The sequence below is a fragment of the Thermococcus sp. 21S9 genome (genome assembly GCF_012027635.1).
Taxonomy (GTDB): Archaea; Methanobacteriota_B; Thermococci; order Thermococcales; family Thermococcaceae; genus Thermococcus.
In genome coordinates this window covers 1,442,526-1,462,988 of sequence record NZ_SNUS01000001.1, presented here as the reverse complement: position 1 = coordinate 1,462,988, position 20,463 = coordinate 1,442,526, and the positions used below count along the sequence as shown (strand labels likewise).

Sequence of the window (20,463 nt, the reverse complement as noted above, 5' to 3'; positions counted from 1 at the left end):
TGGATGCTCTGCGAGGAGAAGCTTGAGGTTTTCGAGAACGGCTTCGACGACGGGAAGTTCAAGCTCAGGGTTGAGTTCTACGGGAAAGACGCCAGAAGGCTTCTCCTCGCGGTGATAAGGGAGCTCTACCTCCCCGACTACGGGGAGGACTACGTATACCCCTTTGAGTGCGCCAAGGAGCACTGGGGAATATACCTTGACCCGAGCGAGATAACCGCGGAAGAGCCGAACTTCAGTCCGGTTAAGTTCGTCAACCGGAGCGTCCTCAACAGGCTCGAGAAGACCCTAAACGAGATAGATGCGCCTGCTGAAGTCAAGGAGCGGGTTGACCTCGAGAGGGCCGAAATCGTGAAGCTCAAGAAGACTCTGCTCGCGCTCGGAAAGGACTTCATCCTCGACGAGAGGGGCTACCTCATAGTCTTCAGCAAGCCGAGCGCGAGGGAGCTAATCCTGAAGTACCTGGGGATGCTCGATGGAGCTTGAAACAGCGGTCTGGATTGGCGTTTCACTGGTAATCCTCTACCTCACGTGGCAGACGGTTAGTCCCGTTCTTTCCCCCCTTATCGTCGCTGTAACCCTGACTTACATCCTGTATCCCGTCCACGAAAGGCTCAGTACCAGAATGGGCAACCGCTGGTCAGCCCTCCTACTCACGGGGCTCCTGACGGTCTTCTCTTTCCTCTTCATCCTCGGCTTTGCCCTGTGGATGAATGACATCAAGCACTCCCTCACCGACTACGTGGATACCTTTTTTACCTGGCTCCTCGGCCTCAACCTTCCATCCGGGGTCTACGACCTTCTCAACAAGCTCTCAAGCGCGATAGCGGAGCGCTTTAATTCCTACGTCCTTGGGTACACATACTCCCTGCCCAAACTGTCCCTTCAGATTATCGTTGCGGTCTTTGCCTTTTACGGCGTCCTCGTGAATGCAAGGGCGATAAAAGACGAGATATACGCCCTCCTTCCCCCGAGCAGGGAAGAACTCGCGAGAAAGCTCATAAACAGTGCAACGGAAACCCTCCACCACCTACTGCGCGGATGGCTTCTCGTCAGCGTTGGCAAAGGGGTCATACTCGCGTTCCTCTTTTACGCCCTCGGGATGTCGGACGCCGGGGGCTCGATAGCGGCGGGGATACTCACCGTTATCCTAGAGCTCCTGCCGGTGGTTGGCGGTTGGATGGTGTGGGGTGCAAGTGCGATTTACCTGTTTACGTCAGGGTCCCCCGGAAGGGCCCTCGCTATGGGGATTCTCGGCTTTGCCCTTGTTTCACCCCTACCGGATTTGTTGCTCTCCAAGAGGCTCGGCAAGAGGCAGTGGGGCGTTAACGCGCTCGTAAGCCTCGTGGGAATCTTCGGGGGCTACATCGCCTTTGGCTTCGTCGGAATCATCATCGGACCCGTCTCGCTGTCGCTCCTGATAACGCTCCTCGAAGAATGGAAGAGGGCGAAGAACTCTAAGGCGAAAACCGCCCGATGAACCCGGCGACCTTCACCGCGTCGAGCGTTTCCCTCACGTCGTGGGTCCTCACTATTCTCGCACCCTTCAGGACGGCTATTGCTGTTGCCGATAAACTGCCGGCGAGCCTTTCCTCCGGTTTCTCTCTGCCCGTTATCGCGCCTATGAAGGACTTCCGAGAAACGCCGATGAGGATTGGCCTTCCAAAGAGATTGAGTATGTTGAGGTTCGCTATTACCTTCGAGTCCCACTCGTACCAGGGTGGCCACTCCGGACGAAGGAAACCGATAGCGGGGTCAACGGCAACATCTTCAACCTCGTGCTCCTTTGCTATCGTCAGACTCTCCCCGAGGAACTCAATGACAGTCCTGACCGGGTCCGAGAAGTCCCTCACTTTCCCGTGGGCGCAGAGAACGGCCGGAGCGCTGTACTCAGAGGCAACCCTCGCCATCTCCGGGTCGCCCTTGAAGCCGGTTACGTCGTTTATAATGTCCGCGCCGGCCTTCAGGGCTTCCTCAGCAACCCTCGCGCTCGTGGTGTCGATGCTCACGGGGACATCAACCGCGTCCTTGACGACCTTGACGGCCCAAACGGCCCTTTTAATTTCCTCCTCGAGCGGAATCTGTGTCTCAAGGTAGGGAGCCGTTGACTTCGCCCCGATGTCTATGAAGCTCGCCCCTTCCTCAACCATTCTAACGGCGGTCTCTGCCAAAGCCTTTTCATCGTTCCTCACGCTCCCCTTGTAGAAGCTCTCGGGCGAGACGTTTATTACTCCCATTATCCTCGGCTCGTCAAGATTAACTCCCGCAAACTTCATTAGCATCACCGCCTATGCTTCTCGGGAGTCAATAAAAGGGTGATGGGCATGATAATCCGGACGCCGAAAAGGCTTCACCTCGGCCTGATAGACCCAACGGGCTCGCTTGGAAGGCGCTTCGGGAGCCTCGGGGTGGCGCTCGAAGGTGGCTACGAGGTAAAGGTTCTGCCCGCTGAACGGCTCGAGGTAAAGGCCCAAGGTGAGGACGTTGAAACCATAAGGAAGGCCGTGGAGAGAATGAACTCGGCCTTTGGAACGGGAACCGGCTACCTAATTGAGGTTCGAAAGGCAATTCCAAGGCACGTCGGCCTCGGCTCGACTACTCAGCTGAGCTTGGCCGTTGGAACCGCAATAGCGGGGCTCAACAACCTGAACATTCCGGTTGAAAGGCTCGCCGAGGTCCTCGGAAGGGGAAAGAACAGTGGGGCCGGGATTTACGCCTTCGCTCACGGAGGCTTCGTCCTCGATGGCGGGGTTAAAGAAGGAATCCCCCCGCTGATACTCCGCGAGGATTTTCCCGAGGAGTGGGCCTTCCTGCTCGTGATTCCCGAGGTAAAGCCGGGCCTCGATGAAGAGGAGGAGAAGCCTATAATGAGCGGAAACTTCGGGAACGTCAACGTGGCCAGGGAGATAAGCCATCGCATTTTACTCGGCTTATTGCCCGCGTTGAAGGAGAGGAACGTCAGGGCCTTCGGTGAGCACCTCTCGGCGATACAGAGGCTCGTCGGCAGGCACTTTGCGGAGTTTCAGGGGGGCGAGTTCAGGGAGGATGTCAAGTTAATCCTCAACTGGCTGGGTGAGAAAACCCACGGCGCAGGCCAGAGCAGTTGGGGGCCGACGGTTTACGGCCTAATCCTGAAGGCGGAGTTCCAGAGGCTTTCTGCCGAGCTTAACGACCACCTCAAGGAGCACGGAATAAGGGCGAAGGTCGAGCTTGGCCTTCCGAGGAACACCGGAGCAGAAATTGTGAGCGAGAACGCCTTCCTGGAAAGGTTGATAAGGAGCGTGGCGCAATGACGCTCGACCGCTTCGTGAAGATAAAATATCGGGAAGAGGAAGATAAAATCGAGAGGCTCGTGGAAATACTGCGGGAGCTCGGCCTCGACTGCGCGAGAACCATTGAGGAGAAGGTTGATTTGCAGTTCGATGCCCTCAAGAACCTCCGGGAAAACCTGAAGGACGACGAACTCTTCATCAAACTTGTTATAGCCAACGCGCTCGTCAGCTACCAGCTGAGCGGGAAGGGCGAGGACTGGTGGTGGGAGTTCTCAGGGTATTTCTCGAAGAACCCGCCGGAGAGAATAACGGAGGCCTACACCCAGTTTCTCCCCAACTCAAGAACCAACAGGCGCCTCGTTGCCGGAAAGCTCAAGAGAATCGAGCGGGTCGAGCCCTTCTTAGAGTCCCTCTCGATGGACGAGCTGGGGGATTACTACTTCAACGGCATGGAAAGGCTTAGAGATGACCTCGCGAGGACCATGAAGGCTAAGAAAAGCGCGAAAACGATAGTCTTCGCCGTGAAGATGTTCGGCTACGCGGGGAGGATTGCCTTTAATGCCTTCGTTCCCTACCCAATGGCCCTCGAAATTCCTGACGACGTGAGGATAAACGCCTACACCAAGCGCTTCACCAGCGAACCGCCGGTTAGCTTCTGGAACAGGATTGCAGAGAGGACAGGAATTCCACCGCTCCACATTGATTCAATCCTCTGGCCGGTCCTTGGTGGCAAGGAGGAAGTTCTCGGGAGGCTCAAGGCGCACTGCCAGAAGGCCGAGCTGGTTCTCGAACTTAGGAGACTCTAATTTCATTCCAATTCCTATGACAAAATTTTTATACTCCTTAGTTTAGTTCTACCGAGAGCGAGTGGAGGTGTTCCCTGTGTTCTGGGGATTCCAGGTCGAGTTTATGAAGGGGATAAGAACCAAAAAGCTCTGGGCAATACTGTTGATTATAATCGGTCTGTACATACCCGCGTTTTATTTCATGAAGCAAACCGGGGTGCAGGATGAGCTTGAAGCCATAGCAACGATAATAGCCTTTTCCAGCAAAACGGCGCTCTTCTTCCTTGGGATTCTCGCGATAATCTTTGGGGCAGGGGCGATAAACAAGGAGATTGAAGACGGTACAATCAGGATAGCCCTCAGCAAGAGCGTGACGAGGCTTGGCTATATACTTGGAAAGTACGCGGGCCAGTTCGTCGTGTTTGCGATGGCGCTTCTCCTAACGAGCCTTGTTACCCTTGCAGGCCTTAAGTGGGTTGGAATCTCTATATCAAAGATAACCGCTGACATTTTCCTGCTCAACCTTCTTCTCCTGCTCGTCATGGTGGAGTTCATCTCTATCGGCTACATTATCTCGACGTTCATTCGCTCGTCCGGTGCGTCCCTCGGCGTTGCGCTTGGCGTCTTCTTCCTGCTCTACATACTCCTCCCGTCGGTTGTAGCTTACAAAGCCACGGTAAATGCCTCCGACAACATGACCCCCCAGCAGGCCAACGACTATATGGCAAAGTACTACACCAAGTATCTGTTCTTTGCCCCAAACGCCCAGTTCTCTGTAATCCTAAAGGATGTTAACGAGTACAAGAAGACCACTGAAACCATTGAAATCAACGGTGAAACGCATACGTATCCCACGTACACGGCTGAATACGCCGGAATAGGAAGGGCAATGAAAAAGAGAGCCGTAAACGTTGCCCTCCTCATCGTCATGACCCTCGTCTACCTCGGCATCGCAACCTGGCGCTTCCTCCGCATGGATTTGAGGTGATGGTCATGATTGTGGTTGAGAATTTGGTTAAGGTTTACAAAGACGTTAGGGCCCTCGATGGCCTCACGCTCAAGGTTCCCAATGGTGTCGTCTACGGCTTCCTCGGGCCGAATGGAGCAGGAAAGAGCACGACGATACTGAGCCTCCTCGGCCTCGTCTTTCCCCAAGAGGGAAGAATAGAACTCCTCGGTGAGGAGGTCTTCAGGAACGGGAAGTTCGACGAGGGCAAACTCGTTAAAGCCAAGGCGAGAATCGGCTACATGCCCGAGCACGCTACCCTATGGGAGTTTTTGACTCCAATGCAGACCCTTGACATAATCGGCAAGGCCTTCAAGATTCCAAAGGTGGAGCGCGAGAAGAGGAGTGAAGAGCTTTTAAAACTCGTCAACCTCTGGGAGGTCAGGAACAAGAAGGTCGGCAAGTTCTCAAAGGGAATGCGTCAAAGGCTTCTCCTCGCTCAGGCTTTGATAAACGACCCCGAGCTTTTAATCCTCGACGAGCCGATGACTGGACTCGACCCGACTGGGATTGCGGAATTCAAGGAAATTATTAAAGAACAGAGGAAGGCTGGAAAGACGGTCTTCTTTTCGAGCCACATTCTCGCGCATGTTGAAGAGGTCTGCGATACCGTTGGCGTCATCGTCAAGGGCAGGCTTGTGCTGGAGGACAGCATCGAGAACATCAAGCGGGAGTTTCTGAGAAAGGCAGGTTACACGATTATCATCGAGACGAACAGGCCCGTGGACTGGAGTTCCGCCCCCTGGAACGTTACGCCCCTCGGGGAGAACAAGTACAGGGTCGTTGCCTCGGAGGACATTCGCGAGGAGCTTCACGACTACGTTGCTTCCCAGGGGGCGAAGATTCTGACAATGCAGGTGAAAGAGCCAAGCCTCGAAGAAATCTTCCTAACCCTCGTGAAGTGACTTTGTTCTGTTTTCAACTTCTCAATTTTGTTCAGAAAACTTTTTAGGTTTTATTTTCGAAGAATCCTGAGGTGTTCGAATGCTACTTCCGATGCACATCTTCGTTGCCTACCTCATAGGAGCCTGGAGGGGATGGAACAGGAAGCTCCTCGGGCTGTTCGTCATAGCAAACTCCGCACCGGATTACAGCTTCATTCAGATGCTTCTCGCCACCGGCGACTTCACGAGGACATTCTTCAACCACGGCTTCGTCTCGTTCATCTACATGCTCCCCTTCGGCCCGCTTGGAATTCTGGGCAACGGCCTGCACCTGCTCGCTGACTTCTTCACAGGAGGGATTCCATTCCTCCCGAACGGCATCTGGTACGGTTTTCCAAGGCTCGGCTGGCACCTCTGGGGCAAGTTCATACTCGTCCCCTGGGAGGTCCCGATAGCGGTTGCCGGCCTCTACGCAGCCTACAGGCTCGGAACGGGGAAGGTTCTCTACTCGCTCTCTGCGTTCCTGCTCGGCTACGCGGTCTTCATCGCCCTCAGCCCGCTCTACCTAATCAACCCGTTCCTCTCGACGGGGCTCAGCTTCCTCGCCCTCTGGTACCTCTACGAGAAGGTGGAGATAATAGACCTGCTGGAGGGGAAGATGGTGAGAAAAGCGGAGGGGGCTAAAGCTTAGCCCTCTCAAACTCTTCCTTTCTGTCGAGGGGCTTCGTCGCATCGATGCCCCACTTGGCGGTTAAGCTCCTCTCCGCTGAGGGGTCGAGGGAGCTACCGCGGGCGTTGGGGACTATCACGAGGTCCCTGTCGGCCTGGAAGCGCGTCGCTATCGCCCACTCCACGTCGCGGTCATCGTAGATGTCTATGTCCTCGTCAACGACGACCACGTGTTTAAGGCTCGGGTGGCCGGCGAAGGCCGCCAAAATCGCGTTCTTGCCGTCGCCGTCGTGCTGTTTGGTTATCGAAACAACTGCGTGAAGCCACATGGCACCTCCTTCCGTCAGCCTTACCCCGTGAACCTTTGGAACAACGCGCTTGACGCTCGCGTATATTTGAGGCTCCTTTGGAAGACCCATGAGCATGAAGTGCTCGTAGCCACCTGGCAGGAGGGCGTGGAAAATCGGGTTGTCAACGTGGTACATCCTCTCAAAGACGACCAGCGGTTGCTTTCTCACGTAGTCGTAGGTTCCCGTTATGTCCACGAACGGCCCCTCATTGACCAGCTCCGGAGTTATTTTCGCCTCGAAGACGAACTCGCTCTCGACCGGCACGGGAATTCCATTCAAGTCAACGACTTTAACGGGCCTCCCGAAGGCGAGCTCGCTGAGTTTGGAGGCTATCTCAAGCTCGCTGATTCCGTAGGCCGTGCTGGTAGCTCCAGCCAAGAGCAGGTGAATTGGATTTCCCACGACGATTCTAACGTCCAGCTCTTCTCCGTGCTCGGCCCTGTCCTTCCACATCGCGTAGAGATGCCTCGGGACGAGCCTTATCGCAACGGTCTTCTCGTCTCGAACCATCATTCTGTGAAATGACATGTTGACGAAGCCGTTGTCGTCCTTTGCGATGACCATCGCCGAGGTGAAGTACGGCCCGCCGTCCTTGGGATAGTACTTCGGAACCGGGAGCTCGAGGAGAGAAAAGTCCTCCGTCGAGTTCTTCAGGAACGGGGCGCTTTCGACGATTTTATAAGGGGCGGGATTCTCCATCGCGTCCGCCACAACGTGCATCAGGCGCTCCCTGCTCGTGTTCAGGAAGCGGGCTATCCTCTCGCGGGTGCTCCAGATGTTTCCGGCGACCCTCCAGCCGTCAACGTCCTCGAAGAGAACCGGCCTGTCGCGGTACTTCAGCAGGTAGCGCGTCACCTCGAGTTCCTTGCTCACGGGTTCCTTTATGACAATCAGGTCGTCGAAAGTTTGAAGAATTTCCCTCAGCATGCCACCACCTTAGACCTTTGTTCCAAAAGGTCTATAAAGGCTTTTTCCAGACTCGCTCTGATTGGCCATGCCCATGGTTGTCCTCAGGATTCCAGATGGTTCAGCACTGGTTAAGGTCGAGAAGGCGGAGCCGAGCGTCTACTTCAAAATCTACGACCTGCTCACCTACAAGAAGGACTACGGCAAGTGGGAGAAGCCGGAAAGCCTCTACGACCCCTACGAGAAGACGTTTCCCGTCGGCCTTCTTCCGCGGGTCAAAAAGTTCCTCAACAGCAAGGGCTACCGCGTTAGAATCAAAGACGAACGGCAGGTTCGCGGGGTCAAGCTCAACTCAACGTGGAACGAGGAATACTCCCTGAGGCGCTATCAGCAACGGGCCGTTAGGAAGGCCCTGAAGGAGAAGATGGGCGTTCTGGCCCTGCCCGTTGGAAGCGGAAAGACCGTCGTTGGGCTGAGAATCATTCACGAACTTGACCTTTCAGCGCTCATCGTCGTCCACACGAAGGAACTCCTCTACCAGTGGGCCGAGAAGGTTGAAGAGCTCCTCGGCGTTAAAGCCGGAATCGTCGGCGACAACAAGTGGAACGAGGAGAACGTAACGGTGGCCATGATACAGACCCTTCTTTCGAGGGGCGTTGACAAGCTGAAGAACGACTACGCGATAGTCATGTTCGACGAGTGCCACAGGACTTCAGCAGCTGAAAAGTTCTACCAGCTGGGAATAAGCCTCCCGCAGGTTTACCGCTTCGGGCTCTCGGCAACGCCGTGGAGGCGCGTTCGCGGTGAGGAGATAAAGATTGAGGCCGTCGTTGGGCCGATAATCTACGAGGTGAAAGCCGAGGACCTGATACGGGAGGGATTCTTGGCCAAGCCCCGCTTCGAGGTGATAACCTACGAGTCGAGCATGCCGTCCTTTAGCGAGCGCTACAAGGAACTCTACGAGGACGTCGTCATGAACAACGATGAGAGGAACAGGGCGATAGTGGCGAAGGCCAAGGAGCTCGTCAGGAAGGGTCACCGCGTCCTCATCGACGTAAAGCGCATAGAGCACGGCAAAATCCTGAAGGAGATGCTTGAAAAGGAGGGCGTAAAGGCCGAGTTCCTCAGTTCCAAGAGTCAGAACCGCTGGGAGGTTCTTGAGGCCTTCAAGAACGGCGAGATTCCGGTTTTAATCTCGACCCTGCTCAAGGAAGGGGTTGATATACCTGAGATTTCCGCGATAATCCTCGCCGGGGGCGGAAAGAGCGACATTATGACGATACAGACCATAGGAAGGGCCCTGAGGCCGAAGAAGGGCATGAGGGCGGTTATAGTTGACGTAGCCGACGACGACCCGCTCCTCTACACGCACTTCATCGAGAGGCAGAAAGCGCTCAAGCAGTACTACGGGAAGTACTACGACAAAGAATCAAAGCTCAACGATGCAGTCCCCAAAAAGCGCCGCTCTCGTCAGAGCTCTTGAGTAGCGCTCAAAGAGGTCGCGTTTGGCCTTTGCAAGGCCCTTCTCGTCGGTCTTGAAGTCAACGTTTGGGTATTCTATGCGCCACAGAACGAGGTTCTCCGCCGGAGCTGGTGGAACCTTCTTCCTGTAAGTCCCCGCGAGCATAGCCTTAACGTCCTCAAGCTCCAGAAGCCCGAGTCCGCAGAAGCGGAGCGCGTTGACGATTCTCCTCACCATCTCCCAGAGGAAGCTTTTGCCCGTGATTTCAACCACGTAGTAGCCGTATCTTGGAATGATGCCGATGTGCGTTATCTCCCTAACAGGCTCCCTGCCGGGTTCGAGCTTCGCGAAGGCCGAGAAGTCGTGGGTTCCCTCGAAGAGCCTGGCGCATTCACGAATTTTCTCAAGGTCGAAGCCCTCATCGACGAGGTAGTAGCGATAAGTCTTCGAGGTCGCCCAGAACCTCGGGTGGAAGTCAGCGGGAACCTCGGCAACGCCGAGAACCCATACGTCGCGGAGATGATGATTCAGCACCTCGGGCCTTGCCAGGTCTGCCCTTTCGCCGGGAACGAACGAAACCACGTTGAAGAACGCGGAAACTCCGCGGTCCGTCCGGGAAGCACCTTTAAAGTCGTTCTCTTCAGGGCTTTTGATGATTTTTAGTTTGGTCAAAACGCGGATGAGTTCTCCCTCTACCGTCCTCACTCCGGGTTGTCTCTGGAAGCCGTAGAATGCAGTTCCGTCGTAGGCCACGCGGAGAGCCAGCTTCATGGTTGGCGCTTTAGTGGAGGGTATAAAAAGCCTTCCCCGAAAATCCTCCAAGTTTCTTGACTTTTGTAAACCCAAAATTCGAACGAAATACGAAAAAATTCGCACAAAGTTGATAAAGGGGCACGAGAACCTAAAATTGAGGTGAGAGAATGGAGGAAGTCTTTGACGTTGAGGTGCTCATAAGCGTTACAAACTTCGAGCTCATGTGCGCCCTCCTTGAGAAGAGGAAAAAGAGGGACTAAAGGTAGGGCTCAGTGTAGAGTGGCCTTAGGAACAGTTCGAAGCCCGCAACGGGCATCTCGATTCCCCACTTTTCTAAAACCGCTGGATGGATTTCGCCGATTACGCCGATGGTTTCTCCGTTTACGATTACCTTTCCAACCCTGCCGGGGATGAAGCTCGGGTGCTCGACCTCTTCAAGCTCGTATTCGAAGCCAAGATGCCTCATCACGCTGTCAAGGATTTCCTTCGCGTCTGTGAAGGTAACCCTCGGCTGGGCCAGCACGACGGCAAGCTTGCTCTCGCTGACCGTCTTCGTTTCCCTGCCCTCGTCGATGAGCGTTGCTTTGCCGACCTCGAAGAGCCTCTGCGGGTACTCCTCGTGGGTGTTCTGGCTCAGGAAGTCGAGCAAACTCGGCAGAAGCCAGTTTCTCAGCGCCGACCACTTCGGGCTTATCGGGTTCTCTATCTCGACGAGTTCAGCCGGCGGGTTGTTGAGGTAGTCCCTTCCGTATTGGAGATTCATCTTTTCGTATTGGGCCTCCCTGTTGGTAAGGTTGAAGGTCATGACCTCCTGAAGGCCGAAGCCGACCATAAGTTCCCTAACGGCATCCTCAAATTCGACGAACTTGTCGCCCCTGCCTTGGACGGCAAGCTTCGGCTCCTCGGGCTCAATCTCGTTGTAGCCGTAGGCGATGAGAACGTCCTCTAAAACGTCCCTGGCGTGCATTATGTCGTCGCGGAAAGCTGGATAAAGGAGCTTTGCTTTGCCGTCCTCAAGCTTCACCTCGTACATCATTCTCTCGAGGAGGTCTTTGATTTCGCCGTCGCTCAGCTCGAGGCCGGCGAGCTTCCTTATGTAGTCCAGCTCGACCTCAAACTCCTTCGGCGTTAAATCGGGCGTTTCAATCTCAAAGTCCGGATAAACGACTTTAACGCTCCTAATCTTTCCTCCGCGTTCCGCTAAAGCTGTAACGACGACGTTGAGAGCGAGCATGACCTTGTTCAAATCCCAGCCGGTGACGTCGACGAAGACGTTCCTCGTCTCCGTCGTCACCCTGCCGGTCGTTTCGGAGTTGATTATCGGGGGCATCGAGAGTACCTTACCCTCGCTGTCCACGAGGAGCGGGTAGTAGGGTTTGTCCTTAATCAGATGGCCGTACTCTTTCCCTTTCTCGTGCTTTTCAAGGATTTCCTCCAGCGTAAGCTCCTCCTCGAAGCCGAGCGGGACGAACTTCTCGGTCTTCTCCCCTGCCCGGTAGTATATCGGGGGCTTCACCTTGTCGAAGTCGAAGATGCCTATCGCTACCTCCCTTCTCCTCCTTCCAAAGGTCAGAGCAACTTTCTCCTGGAGGTTAATCATCTGCTTTAGCGCTTCCTCGTCCAGTTCAAGGCCCTCAACGATTGCGTAAACACCATATGGACGAATATCCTTCAGCTTCTCGTCAACGTAAACGGTAACGTCGCTTTTCTCGACCTCGTATTTCGGCAGGCCCCTCTGGAAGCCGAGCGCCCAGCGTATCTGCCTTGCTATCCCCTCGGCGCTCCAGAGGTCGGGTCTGTTCGTATCCTTCGAGTCGGCCTTGAAGTAGATTTCACCGTTCTCCTCCCAGACATCATCGAGCTCGCATTTGGCGTAGAGGAAGAGATCCTCCCACTCTTCGACCGTGAATTCCCTGCCGACGAGCCTCTCCAAATCCCACTTTGACACGTCGAACTTTGGCATCTTCAACCCTCCACGTGGGCCTTCTCAGCCTTTATCTTCTCGATGAACTTCATGAACTCCGGCAGGATTAGCTCCCTCGCGCGCCATATCTCGAAGCCAACGACCTCTCCGTTTTCATCGAGGTCTATGACCACATCCCCTTTCATATCGGCATCAACGGGCTTCTTCTTTGAGAGCTGAACGTAAAGGATATCAACGTCAGGGTCGTACCTAACAAGGATTTCCTCGCTCATAACTCAATCCACCTCCCAGATGACAGTTTAGCCCTAATGATTTTATCAACCTTGCTTGTGTGGTAGGTGGTAACGACGACCTTTTCACCATGAACCACTTCGTAAACCACGACTAAGCCGTGTCCGTTCTTTGTTCCGATGGCCACGTAGCGGTTTGAGCTAAAGTCAAAAAACAAACGGAGGGGACTGCGGAGGGTATTCTCCACTTCTTCCCTTGAAATGCCATACTGGCTCATTCGAATCTCGGCATGTTTGGTGTAGTGAACCACCGAACTCACCACACTAATTTCGCTTCCCTCAGCCATCTCAAGTCATAGCTGAAGAGGTAGCGTATGTCGTCTATTCCGAGCTTGAACATAGCTAATCTGTCGATTCCGATTCCCCATGCGATGACCGGGACGTCAATGCCCAAAGCCTTAGTCATCTCCTCGCGGAAGATTCCAGCGCCACCGAACTCAACCCAACCAAGTTCAGGGTGGTATGCGCTCATCTGAACGCTCGGCTCGGTGAACGGGTAGTAGTCTGGCAGGAACTTCACCTTCTTGGCCCCGGCGATTTCCACCGCGAAGCGCTTGAGTATTCCGAGGAGGTGCCTGAAGTTCAGCTCTTCGCCGACGACGAAGCCGTCAATCTGGTTGAACTCAATGAGGTGCGTCCTGTCGAGGACGTCCGGCCTGAAAACGCGCTGAATCGTGAAGTACTTCCCAGGAATCTCGACACCTTTCGCCAACTGTCTCGCGTCAAGGGCAGTACCGTGAGCCCTCGGCATGAGGAGCATCGCCCTCTCCGGAGACCAGACGTATCCCCAGCCACGCGAGCCGGCCAGACCGCGCTCGTGGGCGGTCTTAACCCTCTCAACAAGCTCCTCCTCCGGCAGGAATCCGCTCTTCGGGTACTTGAGCTGGTATGTGTCGGTCCACTCCCTCGCCGGGTGGTTCTGGGGCTGGAAGAGGGCGTCGAAGTTCCAGAACTGGGTCTCAATCATGCTCTCAACCGTCATCTCAATGAAGCCCATCTCGATAAGCCTTCTCCTTATCTTGTCGAGGAACGCTCTGTAGGGTTGCTTTTTACCCGGGTAAATCCTCTTCACGGGGGCCTTTATGTCGAACTTTCTAAACTCGACCTCGCGCCATTTGCCGGACTTTATGAGTTCCGGGGTTAAAACGGAAACCTCTCGCTTCAGCTCGACTTTTGGAGCAAGCTCCTCGCCCTCCGGAGTAATCTCGACTTCCCTCTCGGTTACCGTTTCCTCCTCACCGATTTTTCTCCTCTTGAGCTCCTTGACGGGAACGAGCTTCTCGATTTCCTTAACCGGAACGACCTCCTTCTCGGCGAGGAGCTTTAAGGCCTTATCAATAGACCTCTCCTCAGCTTCAAGCCCCTTCTCGGTGATTTCAAGGACGAGCTTACCGTCCTCCTTCCTAACGCTCGCCCAGCCCTCCTTTCTGAGGAGGCCGACTATGGGCTTGAGTTCGTCGTCGCTGAGAACCTCCCTGAGGTCGTCGAGCGTAACCTTTCCCCTCTCGCGGAGGAGCTTTAAGGCTCTCCACTCAGGAAGGCCGATTTCGGCGTACTTCTTTCCGGTCTCGGTGAGTTTAACGACATTCTCGCTTCTCTCGTGGAGCTTAGCTAAGCCCTTCGCCTGCAGGCCGAGAATCGCTCGCATGACCGCTACCTGCTCGAGACCGGCCTCTTTGACGAGCTCTTCGAATTTCGCCTTTTTCAGCTCGTTGAGCTTGATGAGGGTGAGCTTCTCCTGATAGCTCAGCTCCATTCCAACACCTCCGGGGGAAGTGGGGAAGGGTTTACTTAAGAATTGCGGTAAAAAGAGAGGGAGAAAAATCACTCCTTCGGGAAGAAGACGACCTTGCCGGTCTTTCCTGCCCTCATCAGCTCGAAGGCTTCCTCATACTTGTCGAAGCCCTTGTACTTGTGGGTGATAATCGGGTCGAGGTTGAGCTTTCCGCTCTGGATGAGGCTTGAGACGGTGTACCAAGTCTCCCAGAGGTGCCTTCCGGTGATGCCGTGAACCTCAAGGGCCTTGAAGATTATCAGGTTGTTGAAATCGAGCGTAACGTCCCTCGGGAAGAGACCGAGCAGGGAGACCCTTCCTCCCGGAGTCGTCGCCTTAAGACCCTGCTCAAGGGCCTTGGGAGCACCGCTGAACTCGAGGAAGACCTCAACGCCTGCCTCGTCGGTTATGCTCATGACGACCTCAACCGGGTCCTCCTCAAAGGGGTTGATGACGTAGTCGGCACCGACCTTCTTGGCGAGCTTTCTCCTGTATTCGCTCGGCTCGCTCACGATGACAGGGTAAGCACCACTCGCCTTCGCGACGGTTATGCCGAGCAGTCCGAGCGGGCCGGCTCCGGTTATGAGCGTGCTCCTCCCCGCTATAGGGCCGGCAAGAACGGTATCAACAGCATTACCAAGGGGTTCCTGGAGTGAGGCGTATTCGGGCTTCATGTCCTTGGGATTCTTCCAGGCGTTCTGGGCTGGAACAATGGCGTAGGTCGCGAAGACACCGTCCATGTCAACGCCGAAAATCTTGGTGTTCTGGCAGACGTGGTAGCGGTTGTGCTTGCAGGCGTAGCACTTGCCACAGACGATGTGGGTTTCGGCGCTTATGTAGTCACCCTCCTGAAGGTCCTCAACGCCGGGGCCGACCTCAATGACCTCACCGGCAACCTCATGGCCCATAATCTGGGGCGGTTTAATCCTGCTCTGCGCCCACTCGTTCCACTCGTAGATGTGCAAGTCGGTTCCACAGATGCTCGTCGCGAGAACCCTGATGAGAACCTCGCCCGGACCGGGCTTGGGAACGTCAACCTCAACGAGCTCGGCACCGTAAGCGGGTTTGGTCTTCATAATAGCGGGCATTTTTTCAGCCATGGCAATCATCTCCTTAACCTTACAATGGGAATCTAAACGGGGACGATATAAACCTTTTGTGTTCATCGAGTCGCCAAGGCCCATCACTGGACAGAATTGTGTAGGTACATACGCAGAAAGCGACGTACCGACGGAAGTTCAATCGGAAACCTTATATCCTCAACTCCCCACAGAGAAGCTTAGAGGGGTAGCGATGGCACTGATAGTCGTAACGGGGCGTGGCGGAGCCGGCAAAACAACCACGACGGCGAACCTTAGCTCTTACCTCGCCATGAAGGAGTATCGAGTTTTGGCGGTTGACGGAGACCTGTACCTGCCCAACCTTGGTTTTCACTTTGCCCTCGATACCGTTAAATACACCGTTCACACCCTCCTGAAGAACCCTGACGTTGACCCGGAGTGGGCTATATACCGCCACAAGGAAACCGGCGTCTACGTGATGCCGGGGAGCACACAGCTTCAGGACGTCCTTGGAATCTCTCCAAGGAGACTCGTTGACATCCTTGAAAGGGTGAAATACAAGTTCGGCGTCGTTTTCGTAGATTCTCCAACCGGCGTCCCATTTGATACCCTCCCCACGTTTCAGGTCGCCAACTATCAGCTTATAGTCGTTGAAATAGAGCGCTCTCCGATTTACTCGTTCGAGACTATGGTGAAGAACGAGATAGAAAAGCTGAAGGCCCTTGGAGAGAAGTACAACCTCAACATCGGCGTTGTGCTCAACAAAGTTCGCGAGAGCGCCGATGTCGTTGATAAGATAATCGAGGCCATCGAGGAGGATTTGGACGTCCCCGTTCTCGGTTGGGTTCCCTTTGACTACAACGTTCCCGAATCCATCAACGTTGGAATCCCGATAATCAAGTACCTTCCCAACAGCGACGCCGCCGTCGCGTTCAAGGAAATCGGAGAAGTCCTCGAGGAATGGATTTTCGGCTGATTCTGGGGGTGTTGAAATGGAGTTTGAAGAGCTCGTTGAGAAAGTCGTTAAGGGAGAGGTAAAGCTCCACCAGGTTGAGAAATACACGGACAAGAGAACCGCGACTGAGGTCAGGAGGAAGGCCCTTGAGAAGAAGCTCGGCGTGAAGCTTGAGCACATCGGGCACTACAGCATAGACCCCGAGCAGGTCATCGGCAGGAACATCGAGAACATGATAGGCGTCGTCCAGATACCGATGGGCGTTGCCGGACCGCTCAAAATCAACGGAGAATATGCAAAGGGCGAGTTCTACATACCCCTCGCAACCACAGAGGGCGCGCTCGTTGCGAGCGTGAACCGCGGTTGCTCCGCCCTGACTGAGGCCGGTGGTGTCAAAACGACGCTCATCGACGACAAAATGACGCGCGCTCCTTTACTCAAGTGTCCAGACGCGAGGAGAGCTAGAGAAGTCGCGGAGTGGGTAAAGGAGAACATCGACTACCTCCAGGAGAAGGCCGTCAGCAAGGTCACCAGACACGGCAAGCTTCGCAATGTTAAGCCCTTCATAGTGGGCAACAACCTCTACCTGCGCTTCGAGTTCGAGACCGGCGATGCCATGGGAATGAACATGGTGACGATATCGAGCGAGGAGATAATGAAGGTCATCGAAGAGAAGTTCCCGGACGTTCGCTATCTCGCTCTCTCTGGTAACCTCTGCGTTGACAAGAAACCCAACGCGATGAACTTCATCAACGGGCGCGGTAAGACGGTAATAGCGGAGGCAATAATTCCGCGCGAGATAGTCGAGAGGAAGCTGAAGACCACGCCGGAACTCATAGCCGAGGTGAACTACCGCAAGAACCTCGTCGGCTCCGCCCAGGCCGGCTCTTACGGCTTCAACGCCCACTTCGGGAACATAGTTGGGGCTATCTTCCTTGCCACGGGGCAGGATGAAGCGCAGATTACCGAGGGTTCGCACGGCATAACCCTCGCGGAGGTTACGCCTGAGGGAGACCTCTACATCAGCATAACAATGCCGAGCCTCGAAATCGGAACCGTCGGTGGAGGAACGCGCGTCCCGACCCAGAGGGAGGCTTTAAGCATTATGGGCGTCGCCGGAGGAGGCGACCCGCCGGGAACCAACGCCAAGAAGTTCGCGGAGATAGTTGCGGGAGCAGTTTTGGCTGGAGAACTCTCGCTCCTCGCGGCGATAGCGGCGAAGCACCTCGCGAAGGCCCATAAAGAGCTGGGGCGCTAAAGGAAGACCTTCACCACCTTTCCATTCTTCTCCGAAACCTCGTACATCCTACGAACGCTTTTCTCACTCAGTTCCGTCGCCATGACCCGGAATTTCGCCTTCCTGGGGCCGAACAGGTATTCCACGGTGGTGAAAACAGCGCCGAGAAGCACCGCGCTCCAGAGACCGATGTGGAGCTGGTTCTCAATTGAGACGACGATGAAAGTCGCGACGAAGTCTATGAGGAAGCGCCACTTCTTGCCCTTCCTCTCGATGCCCTTGTCCAGAATTCCCTCGATGTTGTCCTCCACGAGGGCTTTAAAAAACTCATCGAGGCCCGCCGGTGAGATTACAAAGACCCTCGGCAGGGTCTCGTTGATTAGAATTAGCTCGTCCTTAACCGGGAGGACGAAGACGTAGCGGTTCTCTCCTTTAACATCAATCACGAGAAGGCCCGCGTTCTTTCCGGGTGGTTGCACGATTGAGAAGCTCTCTGGAGTAGGGTTCTTGAACTCGAGCGCCGAAGGAAAGGCCTCCCTAACCCTCTCCGGCGGAACGTTGAGCTCGTAGTAGAGGATTGGGACGGCGTTGATTAACTTCATCGGAAAGAAAACAACTTCACGCCTTAAATGGTTTTCGCTCCACGTTAGTAAGGCAGGCTTTAAAAGGGCAGAGGGAAAACGGAAAAAGGGGATGATGAGCGCTTTTCCCTCACTCTGAGGCGTGATGAGGAGCCGATGCTCTGACCCGCTTCCGCTTTTTGTAGCCCCTCCTGAAGTTTTCTATCGCCCACGAAAGCGCGAGGAGGAAAAACATGTAGGAAGAGACCTCCCGGAGAACGTCGTTTTTGTAGCCAAGGTAGCCGAGCAAAAGGACCAGCGCCCAGAGAGCGCCCTGAACGATGTTCACAACGGTGTCGAGCTTGAGCCTCTTCACACCGAGGATTTCCTCGGCGACTTTTCTGAGGCCGTTTTCGCTTGAAACGAGGAACTCGTAGGCCTTCCCTTCAATTTCATACTCTCCCGGAGCGATGTAGATGGCCTTCGGCGTTTTTACAACCGTTATCTTCGGGCTCGAATACGAAACCTGAAGGAGCGCGTCCGTTAGCGTTGTTAAGTCAGGAGAGAAAAGCGTGAGGTAACCCTTGAGGGTCCTTCTCAGCCCGGCATCGTCTTCAAGCTCGTAATAGTAGACAACGAACTTCGCCTTAACCATCGAGAAAAGTAAGAAAAGGGACTTAAAAAGTTAGCTCCCGCTCAGTTCTTGAATCTTCTTTCTCACCAAGGTGCTCACGAGCTTGCCGTCGGCCCTTCCGCGGAGCTTTGCCATTGTCCTTCCCATTATCATGCCCATCGCTCCCATTCCCTTGGCCTTAATGACTTCGATGTTGGCCTGAATTACCTCATCAATGATTTTCTCGACCTCTTCTTCGCTTAGGAGCGTCAGACCCTTCTCCTCAGCCACCTGCTCGGCGGTCTTCTCCGGGTTCTTCGCAAGCTCCTTGAATATCTCCTCAAAGGCCTCCTTGGCAATCTTACCGTTGAGGTAGAGCTCGAAGGCTTCCCTGATGTGCTCGTCCGTGATGTTCTCAATCGGAACCTCCTTCTTGAGGCCCTTGAGGACGACCACGAGGATTGAAGCCGCTAAAGACGGCTTGACCCCCTTCTCCACGAGCTCCTCGAAGAGCTCGTCGCGCTCGTCGTTTACGAGGGTCTCGGCAAGACTTTTGTCAATCCTGTACTCCTTCACGTAGCGCTCGACCCTCTCCTGCGGGAGCTCGGGCAGGTTTGCCTTAATCCTCTCCTTCTCCTCCGGCGGAATGAAAATCGATGGTATGTCTGTTTCAGGATACATCCTCGCCTTTCCTGGGAGCGGGCGCATGTATTGAGTGTTCCCGTCAGGCAAGGCCCTCCTCGTTTCCTCGGGGACGCCCTCTATGGCTTCCCTCGCGCGCTTAATCACCTCGCGGAGGGCCTTCTTTGCGGTCTCCTTGTCCGCCGCGACCAGCACGAAGGCGTCGAGCGCTCCGAGGCCGAGTTTTTCAATAACCGCATTAACCTCTTTTTCAGTAATTCCATAATTCGGCAATTCATCGATGTGGAATATGCCCTTCACGTACTTCTTGGCCCTGTCGGCCATCTCCGTGCCGAGCCTCCTGCCGGGCTGGATTTCCCTGCCGATTAAACCCCTGAACTTTGGCAGTTTGACTGCCAAAACCTTCCCGCCCTTCTTTATCGTCCGGGCGATTATCTTTGACCCGGTGTTCTCAAAGACATCGGTAACGTCGTAGAACTCCTCCTTGATGTCTTCAGGCTTAACGCCCCTCTCGCGGAGTTCATCGCGGATTTTGAGCAGGTTGAGCTGTCTCTCAACTTCCCGCTCGATGATGAGCGGAATCATGTCGAGCTCCTGCACTCCCTTAATCTCGACACGGGCGCCACCTTTAATCGAGACGTTGAGGTCCTGCCTTATCGTTCCGAGACCGCGCTTGACCTTCCGGGTGGCTCTCAGGGCGTCACCGATGTATTTAGCGACCACCTTAGCCTGCTCCGGGTGGTGTATGTCCGGGGTCGTGCTTATCTCAACGAGCGGAATGCCGAGGCGGTCGAGGCGGTAGATTACCTCCTTCTCCTTCCTCTCGACGATTCTGCAGGCGTCTTCCTCAAGGCATATCGTTGGGATTCCAACGCTTCCCCAGGGCGTGCCAACCCTTCCGTCGAGCGCTATTATCGCCGTCCTCTGGAAGCCGGAGACGTTCGAGCCATCAATGACGATTTTACGCATAAAGTGAACCTCGTCAACGGGCTTGGCGTTCAGCAGATAGGCAATCTGGAGGGTAACCTCAAGGGCTTCCCTATCCGGTCCCCTTGGCGGTTCCTCGTCCATGTAAACGAGGTCGCTCAGCTCGTAGTTGCCCTCGTAGATGTACTTCCTCCCCTTCTTGAACTCCTCAAGTGCCGCGGGGTCGATTTCGCCGAGCTCACTCATCGTGGGCCTGAGGCGTCTTTCAAAGGTGAAGTCCACCTTCTCGGTCAGCTCGCTCGGAACGGGCGAGAACAGCTTTTTGGTATCGAGCTGTCTGTGAATCTCAAGGCCGACCTTGAGGCCGAGCTCTTTGTAATCGAACTTCTCGGTCAT

The 20,463-nt window shown here is 54.9% G+C and carries 21 protein-coding genes; 10 read left to right on the top strand and 11 right to left on the bottom strand.

Features of this window, described 5'->3' with window-relative positions; translation table 11 throughout:
* Positions 1–3: 3 nt before the first annotated feature.
* Both E3E28_RS08250 and E3E28_RS08245 read left to right on the top strand, forming a co-directional pair.
* Positions 4–483, top strand: a complete 480-nt coding sequence (locus E3E28_RS08250; protein ID WP_167914699.1) for a PH1570 family protein — start codon at positions 4–6, stop codon at positions 481–483.
* A complete protein-coding gene (locus E3E28_RS08245; protein ID WP_167914698.1) occupies positions 473–1,477 on the top strand; it encodes an AI-2E family transporter in 1,005 nt (334 codons plus the stop codon). The genes E3E28_RS08250 and E3E28_RS08245 overlap by 11 nt, the downstream gene beginning before the upstream one ends.
* Here the strand turns inward: E3E28_RS08245 and folP are convergent.
* On the bottom strand, positions 1,455–2,273 hold the full coding sequence (gene folP / locus E3E28_RS08240; protein ID WP_167915351.1) for a dihydropteroate synthase: 819 nt from the start codon (positions 2,271–2,273) through the stop codon (positions 1,455–1,457). The genes E3E28_RS08245 and folP overlap by 23 nt on opposite strands.
* A 48-nt stretch (positions 2,274–2,321) precedes the next feature.
* On the opposite strand from folP, the gene E3E28_RS08235 reads away from it, so the two are divergent.
* The 5 genes from E3E28_RS08235 to E3E28_RS08215 all read left to right on the top strand — a co-directional run bounded on the left by E3E28_RS08235 (position 2,322) and on the right by E3E28_RS08215 (position 6,635).
* On the top strand, positions 2,322–3,290 hold the full coding sequence (locus E3E28_RS08235) for a beta-ribofuranosylaminobenzene 5'-phosphate synthase family protein (RefSeq protein ID WP_167915350.1): 969 nt from the start codon (positions 2,322–2,324) through the stop codon (positions 3,288–3,290).
* Positions 3,287–4,075, top strand: coding sequence for an N-glycosylase/DNA lyase (locus E3E28_RS08230; protein WP_167914697.1), 789 nt, complete (start codon positions 3,287–3,289; stop codon positions 4,073–4,075). The genes E3E28_RS08235 and E3E28_RS08230 overlap by 4 nt, the downstream gene beginning before the upstream one ends.
* 61 nt (positions 4,076–4,136) lie before the next feature.
* A complete protein-coding gene (locus E3E28_RS08225; RefSeq protein ID WP_167914696.1) occupies positions 4,137–5,042 on the top strand; it encodes an ABC transporter permease subunit in 906 nt (301 codons plus the stop codon).
* 5 nt (positions 5,043–5,047) lie between these two features.
* Positions 5,048–5,965, top strand: a complete 918-nt coding sequence (locus E3E28_RS08220; RefSeq protein WP_167915349.1) for an ABC transporter ATP-binding protein — start codon at positions 5,048–5,050, stop codon at positions 5,963–5,965.
* A 79-nt stretch (positions 5,966–6,044) separates the two neighbouring features.
* Positions 6,045–6,635 carry a hypothetical protein gene (locus E3E28_RS08215; RefSeq protein ID WP_167914695.1) on the top strand — a complete coding sequence of 197 codons (591 nt, stop codon included), beginning with the start codon at positions 6,045–6,047 and terminating at the stop codon, positions 6,633–6,635.
* On the opposite strand, the gene E3E28_RS08210 is transcribed toward E3E28_RS08215, so the two are convergent.
* Entirely contained in the window at positions 6,625–7,890 is a 1,266-nt protein-coding gene (locus E3E28_RS08210; protein WP_167914694.1) for a UbiD family decarboxylase, read from the bottom strand. The two genes, E3E28_RS08215 and E3E28_RS08210, sit on opposite strands and share 11 nt — an antisense overlap.
* A 73-nt stretch (positions 7,891–7,963) precedes the next feature.
* Here E3E28_RS08210 and E3E28_RS08205 point away from each other — a divergent pair, with 73 nt between their 5' ends.
* Positions 7,964–9,352 carry a DEAD/DEAH box helicase gene (locus tag E3E28_RS08205; RefSeq protein WP_167915348.1) on the top strand — a complete coding sequence of 463 codons (1,389 nt, stop codon included), beginning with the start codon at positions 7,964–7,966 and terminating at the stop codon, positions 9,350–9,352.
* On the opposite strand, the gene truA is transcribed toward E3E28_RS08205, so the two are convergent.
* From truA to tdh, 6 genes are all read right to left on the bottom strand, one after another.
* Entirely contained in the window at positions 9,299–10,102 is an 804-nt protein-coding gene (gene truA, locus E3E28_RS08200; protein ID WP_167914693.1) for a tRNA pseudouridine(38-40) synthase TruA, read from the bottom strand. The genes E3E28_RS08205 and truA overlap by 54 nt on opposite strands.
* A gap of 238 nt (positions 10,103–10,340) precedes the next feature.
* On the bottom strand, positions 10,341–12,047 hold the full coding sequence (gene pheT / locus E3E28_RS08195; RefSeq protein WP_167914692.1) for a phenylalanine--tRNA ligase subunit beta: 1,707 nt from the start codon (positions 12,045–12,047) through the stop codon (positions 10,341–10,343).
* 2 nt (positions 12,048–12,049) lie between these two features.
* A complete protein-coding gene (locus E3E28_RS08190; protein ID WP_167914691.1) occupies positions 12,050–12,280 on the bottom strand; it encodes a DUF2283 domain-containing protein in 231 nt (76 codons plus the stop codon).
* The gene (locus E3E28_RS08185; RefSeq protein ID WP_167914690.1) at positions 12,277–12,549 is read right to left on the bottom strand and encodes a DUF4258 domain-containing protein; all 273 of its coding nucleotides are present in this window, start codon (positions 12,547–12,549) and stop codon (positions 12,277–12,279) included. Before E3E28_RS08185 ends, E3E28_RS08190 begins: the two co-directional genes overlap by 4 nt.
* Before the next feature lie 5 nt (positions 12,550–12,554).
* Entirely contained in the window at positions 12,555–14,054 is a 1,500-nt protein-coding gene (locus E3E28_RS08180; RefSeq protein WP_167914689.1) for a phenylalanine--tRNA ligase subunit alpha, read from the bottom strand.
* Positions 14,055–14,122: 68 nt separating this feature from the next.
* Positions 14,123–15,172: an L-threonine 3-dehydrogenase gene (gene tdh / locus E3E28_RS08175; protein ID WP_167915347.1), complete on the bottom strand. Its 1,050-nt coding sequence runs from the start codon at positions 15,170–15,172 to the stop codon at positions 14,123–14,125.
* A 193-nt stretch (positions 15,173–15,365) separates the two neighbouring features.
* Here tdh and E3E28_RS08170 point away from each other — a divergent pair, with 193 nt between their 5' ends.
* Both E3E28_RS08170 and hmgA read left to right on the top strand, forming a co-directional pair.
* On the top strand, positions 15,366–16,109 hold the full coding sequence (locus E3E28_RS08170) for a MinD/ParA family protein (protein WP_167914688.1): 744 nt from the start codon (positions 15,366–15,368) through the stop codon (positions 16,107–16,109).
* A 16-nt stretch (positions 16,110–16,125) separates the two neighbouring features.
* On the top strand, positions 16,126–17,346 hold the full coding sequence (gene hmgA / locus E3E28_RS08165; RefSeq protein ID WP_167914687.1) for a hydroxymethylglutaryl-CoA reductase (NADPH): 1,221 nt from the start codon (positions 16,126–16,128) through the stop codon (positions 17,344–17,346).
* Here the strand turns inward: hmgA and E3E28_RS08160 are convergent.
* The 3 genes from E3E28_RS08160 to gatE all read right to left on the bottom strand — a co-directional run bounded on the left by E3E28_RS08160 (position 17,343) and on the right by gatE (position 20,463).
* Positions 17,343–17,927 carry a hypothetical protein gene (locus tag E3E28_RS08160; RefSeq protein ID WP_167914686.1) on the bottom strand — a complete coding sequence of 195 codons (585 nt, stop codon included), beginning with the start codon at positions 17,925–17,927 and terminating at the stop codon, positions 17,343–17,345. The two genes, hmgA and E3E28_RS08160, sit on opposite strands and share 4 nt — an antisense overlap.
* Positions 17,928–18,036: 109 nt before the next feature.
* Positions 18,037–18,540 (bottom strand): hypothetical protein, encoded by a 504-nt coding sequence (locus E3E28_RS11295; protein ID WP_167914685.1) that lies wholly within the window; start codon positions 18,538–18,540, stop codon positions 18,037–18,039.
* 30 nt (positions 18,541–18,570) lie between these two features.
* On the bottom strand, positions 18,571–20,463 hold the full coding sequence (gene gatE / locus E3E28_RS08150; RefSeq protein ID WP_167915346.1) for a Glu-tRNA(Gln) amidotransferase subunit GatE: 1,893 nt from the start codon (positions 20,461–20,463) through the stop codon (positions 18,571–18,573).

Bases quoted from the DNA above. Each gene is read 5' to 3' on its own strand.
- E3E28_RS08250 (WP_167914699.1), top strand. From the start codon at position 4: ATGCTCTGCGAGGAGAAGCTTGAGGTTTTCGAGAACGGCTTCGACGAC.
- E3E28_RS08245 (WP_167914698.1), top strand. From the start codon at position 473: ATGGAGCTTGAAACAGCGGTCTGGATTGGCGTTTCACTGGTAATCCTC.
- folP (WP_167915351.1), bottom strand. From the start codon at position 2,273: ATGAAGTTTGCGGGAGTTAATCTTGACGAGCCGAGGATAATGGGAGTA.
- E3E28_RS08235 (WP_167915350.1), top strand. From the start codon at position 2,322: ATGATAATCCGGACGCCGAAAAGGCTTCACCTCGGCCTGATAGACCCA.
- E3E28_RS08230 (WP_167914697.1), top strand. From the start codon at position 3,287: ATGACGCTCGACCGCTTCGTGAAGATAAAATATCGGGAAGAGGAAGAT.
- E3E28_RS08220 (WP_167915349.1), top strand. From the start codon at position 5,048: ATGATTGTGGTTGAGAATTTGGTTAAGGTTTACAAAGACGTTAGGGCC.
- E3E28_RS08215 (WP_167914695.1), top strand. From the start codon at position 6,045: ATGCTACTTCCGATGCACATCTTCGTTGCCTACCTCATAGGAGCCTGG.
- E3E28_RS08210 (WP_167914694.1), bottom strand. From the start codon at position 7,890: ATGCTGAGGGAAATTCTTCAAACTTTCGACGACCTGATTGTCATAAAG.
- E3E28_RS08205 (WP_167915348.1), top strand. From the start codon at position 7,964: ATGGTTGTCCTCAGGATTCCAGATGGTTCAGCACTGGTTAAGGTCGAG.
- truA (WP_167914693.1), bottom strand. From the start codon at position 10,102: ATGAAGCTGGCTCTCCGCGTGGCCTACGACGGAACTGCATTCTACGGC.
- pheT (WP_167914692.1), bottom strand. From the start codon at position 12,047: ATGCCAAAGTTCGACGTGTCAAAGTGGGATTTGGAGAGGCTCGTCGGC.
- E3E28_RS08190 (WP_167914691.1), bottom strand. From the start codon at position 12,280: ATGAGCGAGGAAATCCTTGTTAGGTACGACCCTGACGTTGATATCCTT.
- E3E28_RS08180 (WP_167914689.1), bottom strand. From the start codon at position 14,054: ATGGAGCTGAGCTATCAGGAGAAGCTCACCCTCATCAAGCTCAACGAG.
- tdh (WP_167915347.1), bottom strand. From the start codon at position 15,172: ATGGCTGAAAAAATGCCCGCTATTATGAAGACCAAACCCGCTTACGGT.
- E3E28_RS08170 (WP_167914688.1), top strand. From the start codon at position 15,366: ATGGCACTGATAGTCGTAACGGGGCGTGGCGGAGCCGGCAAAACAACC.
- hmgA (WP_167914687.1), top strand. From the start codon at position 16,126: ATGGAGTTTGAAGAGCTCGTTGAGAAAGTCGTTAAGGGAGAGGTAAAG.
- E3E28_RS08160 (WP_167914686.1), bottom strand. From the start codon at position 17,927: ATGAAGTTAATCAACGCCGTCCCAATCCTCTACTACGAGCTCAACGTT.
- E3E28_RS11295 (WP_167914685.1), bottom strand. From the start codon at position 18,540: ATGGTTAAGGCGAAGTTCGTTGTCTACTATTACGAGCTTGAAGACGAT.
- gatE (WP_167915346.1), bottom strand. From the start codon at position 20,463: ATGACCGAGAAGTTCGATTACAAAGAGCTCGGCCTCAAGGTCGGCCTT.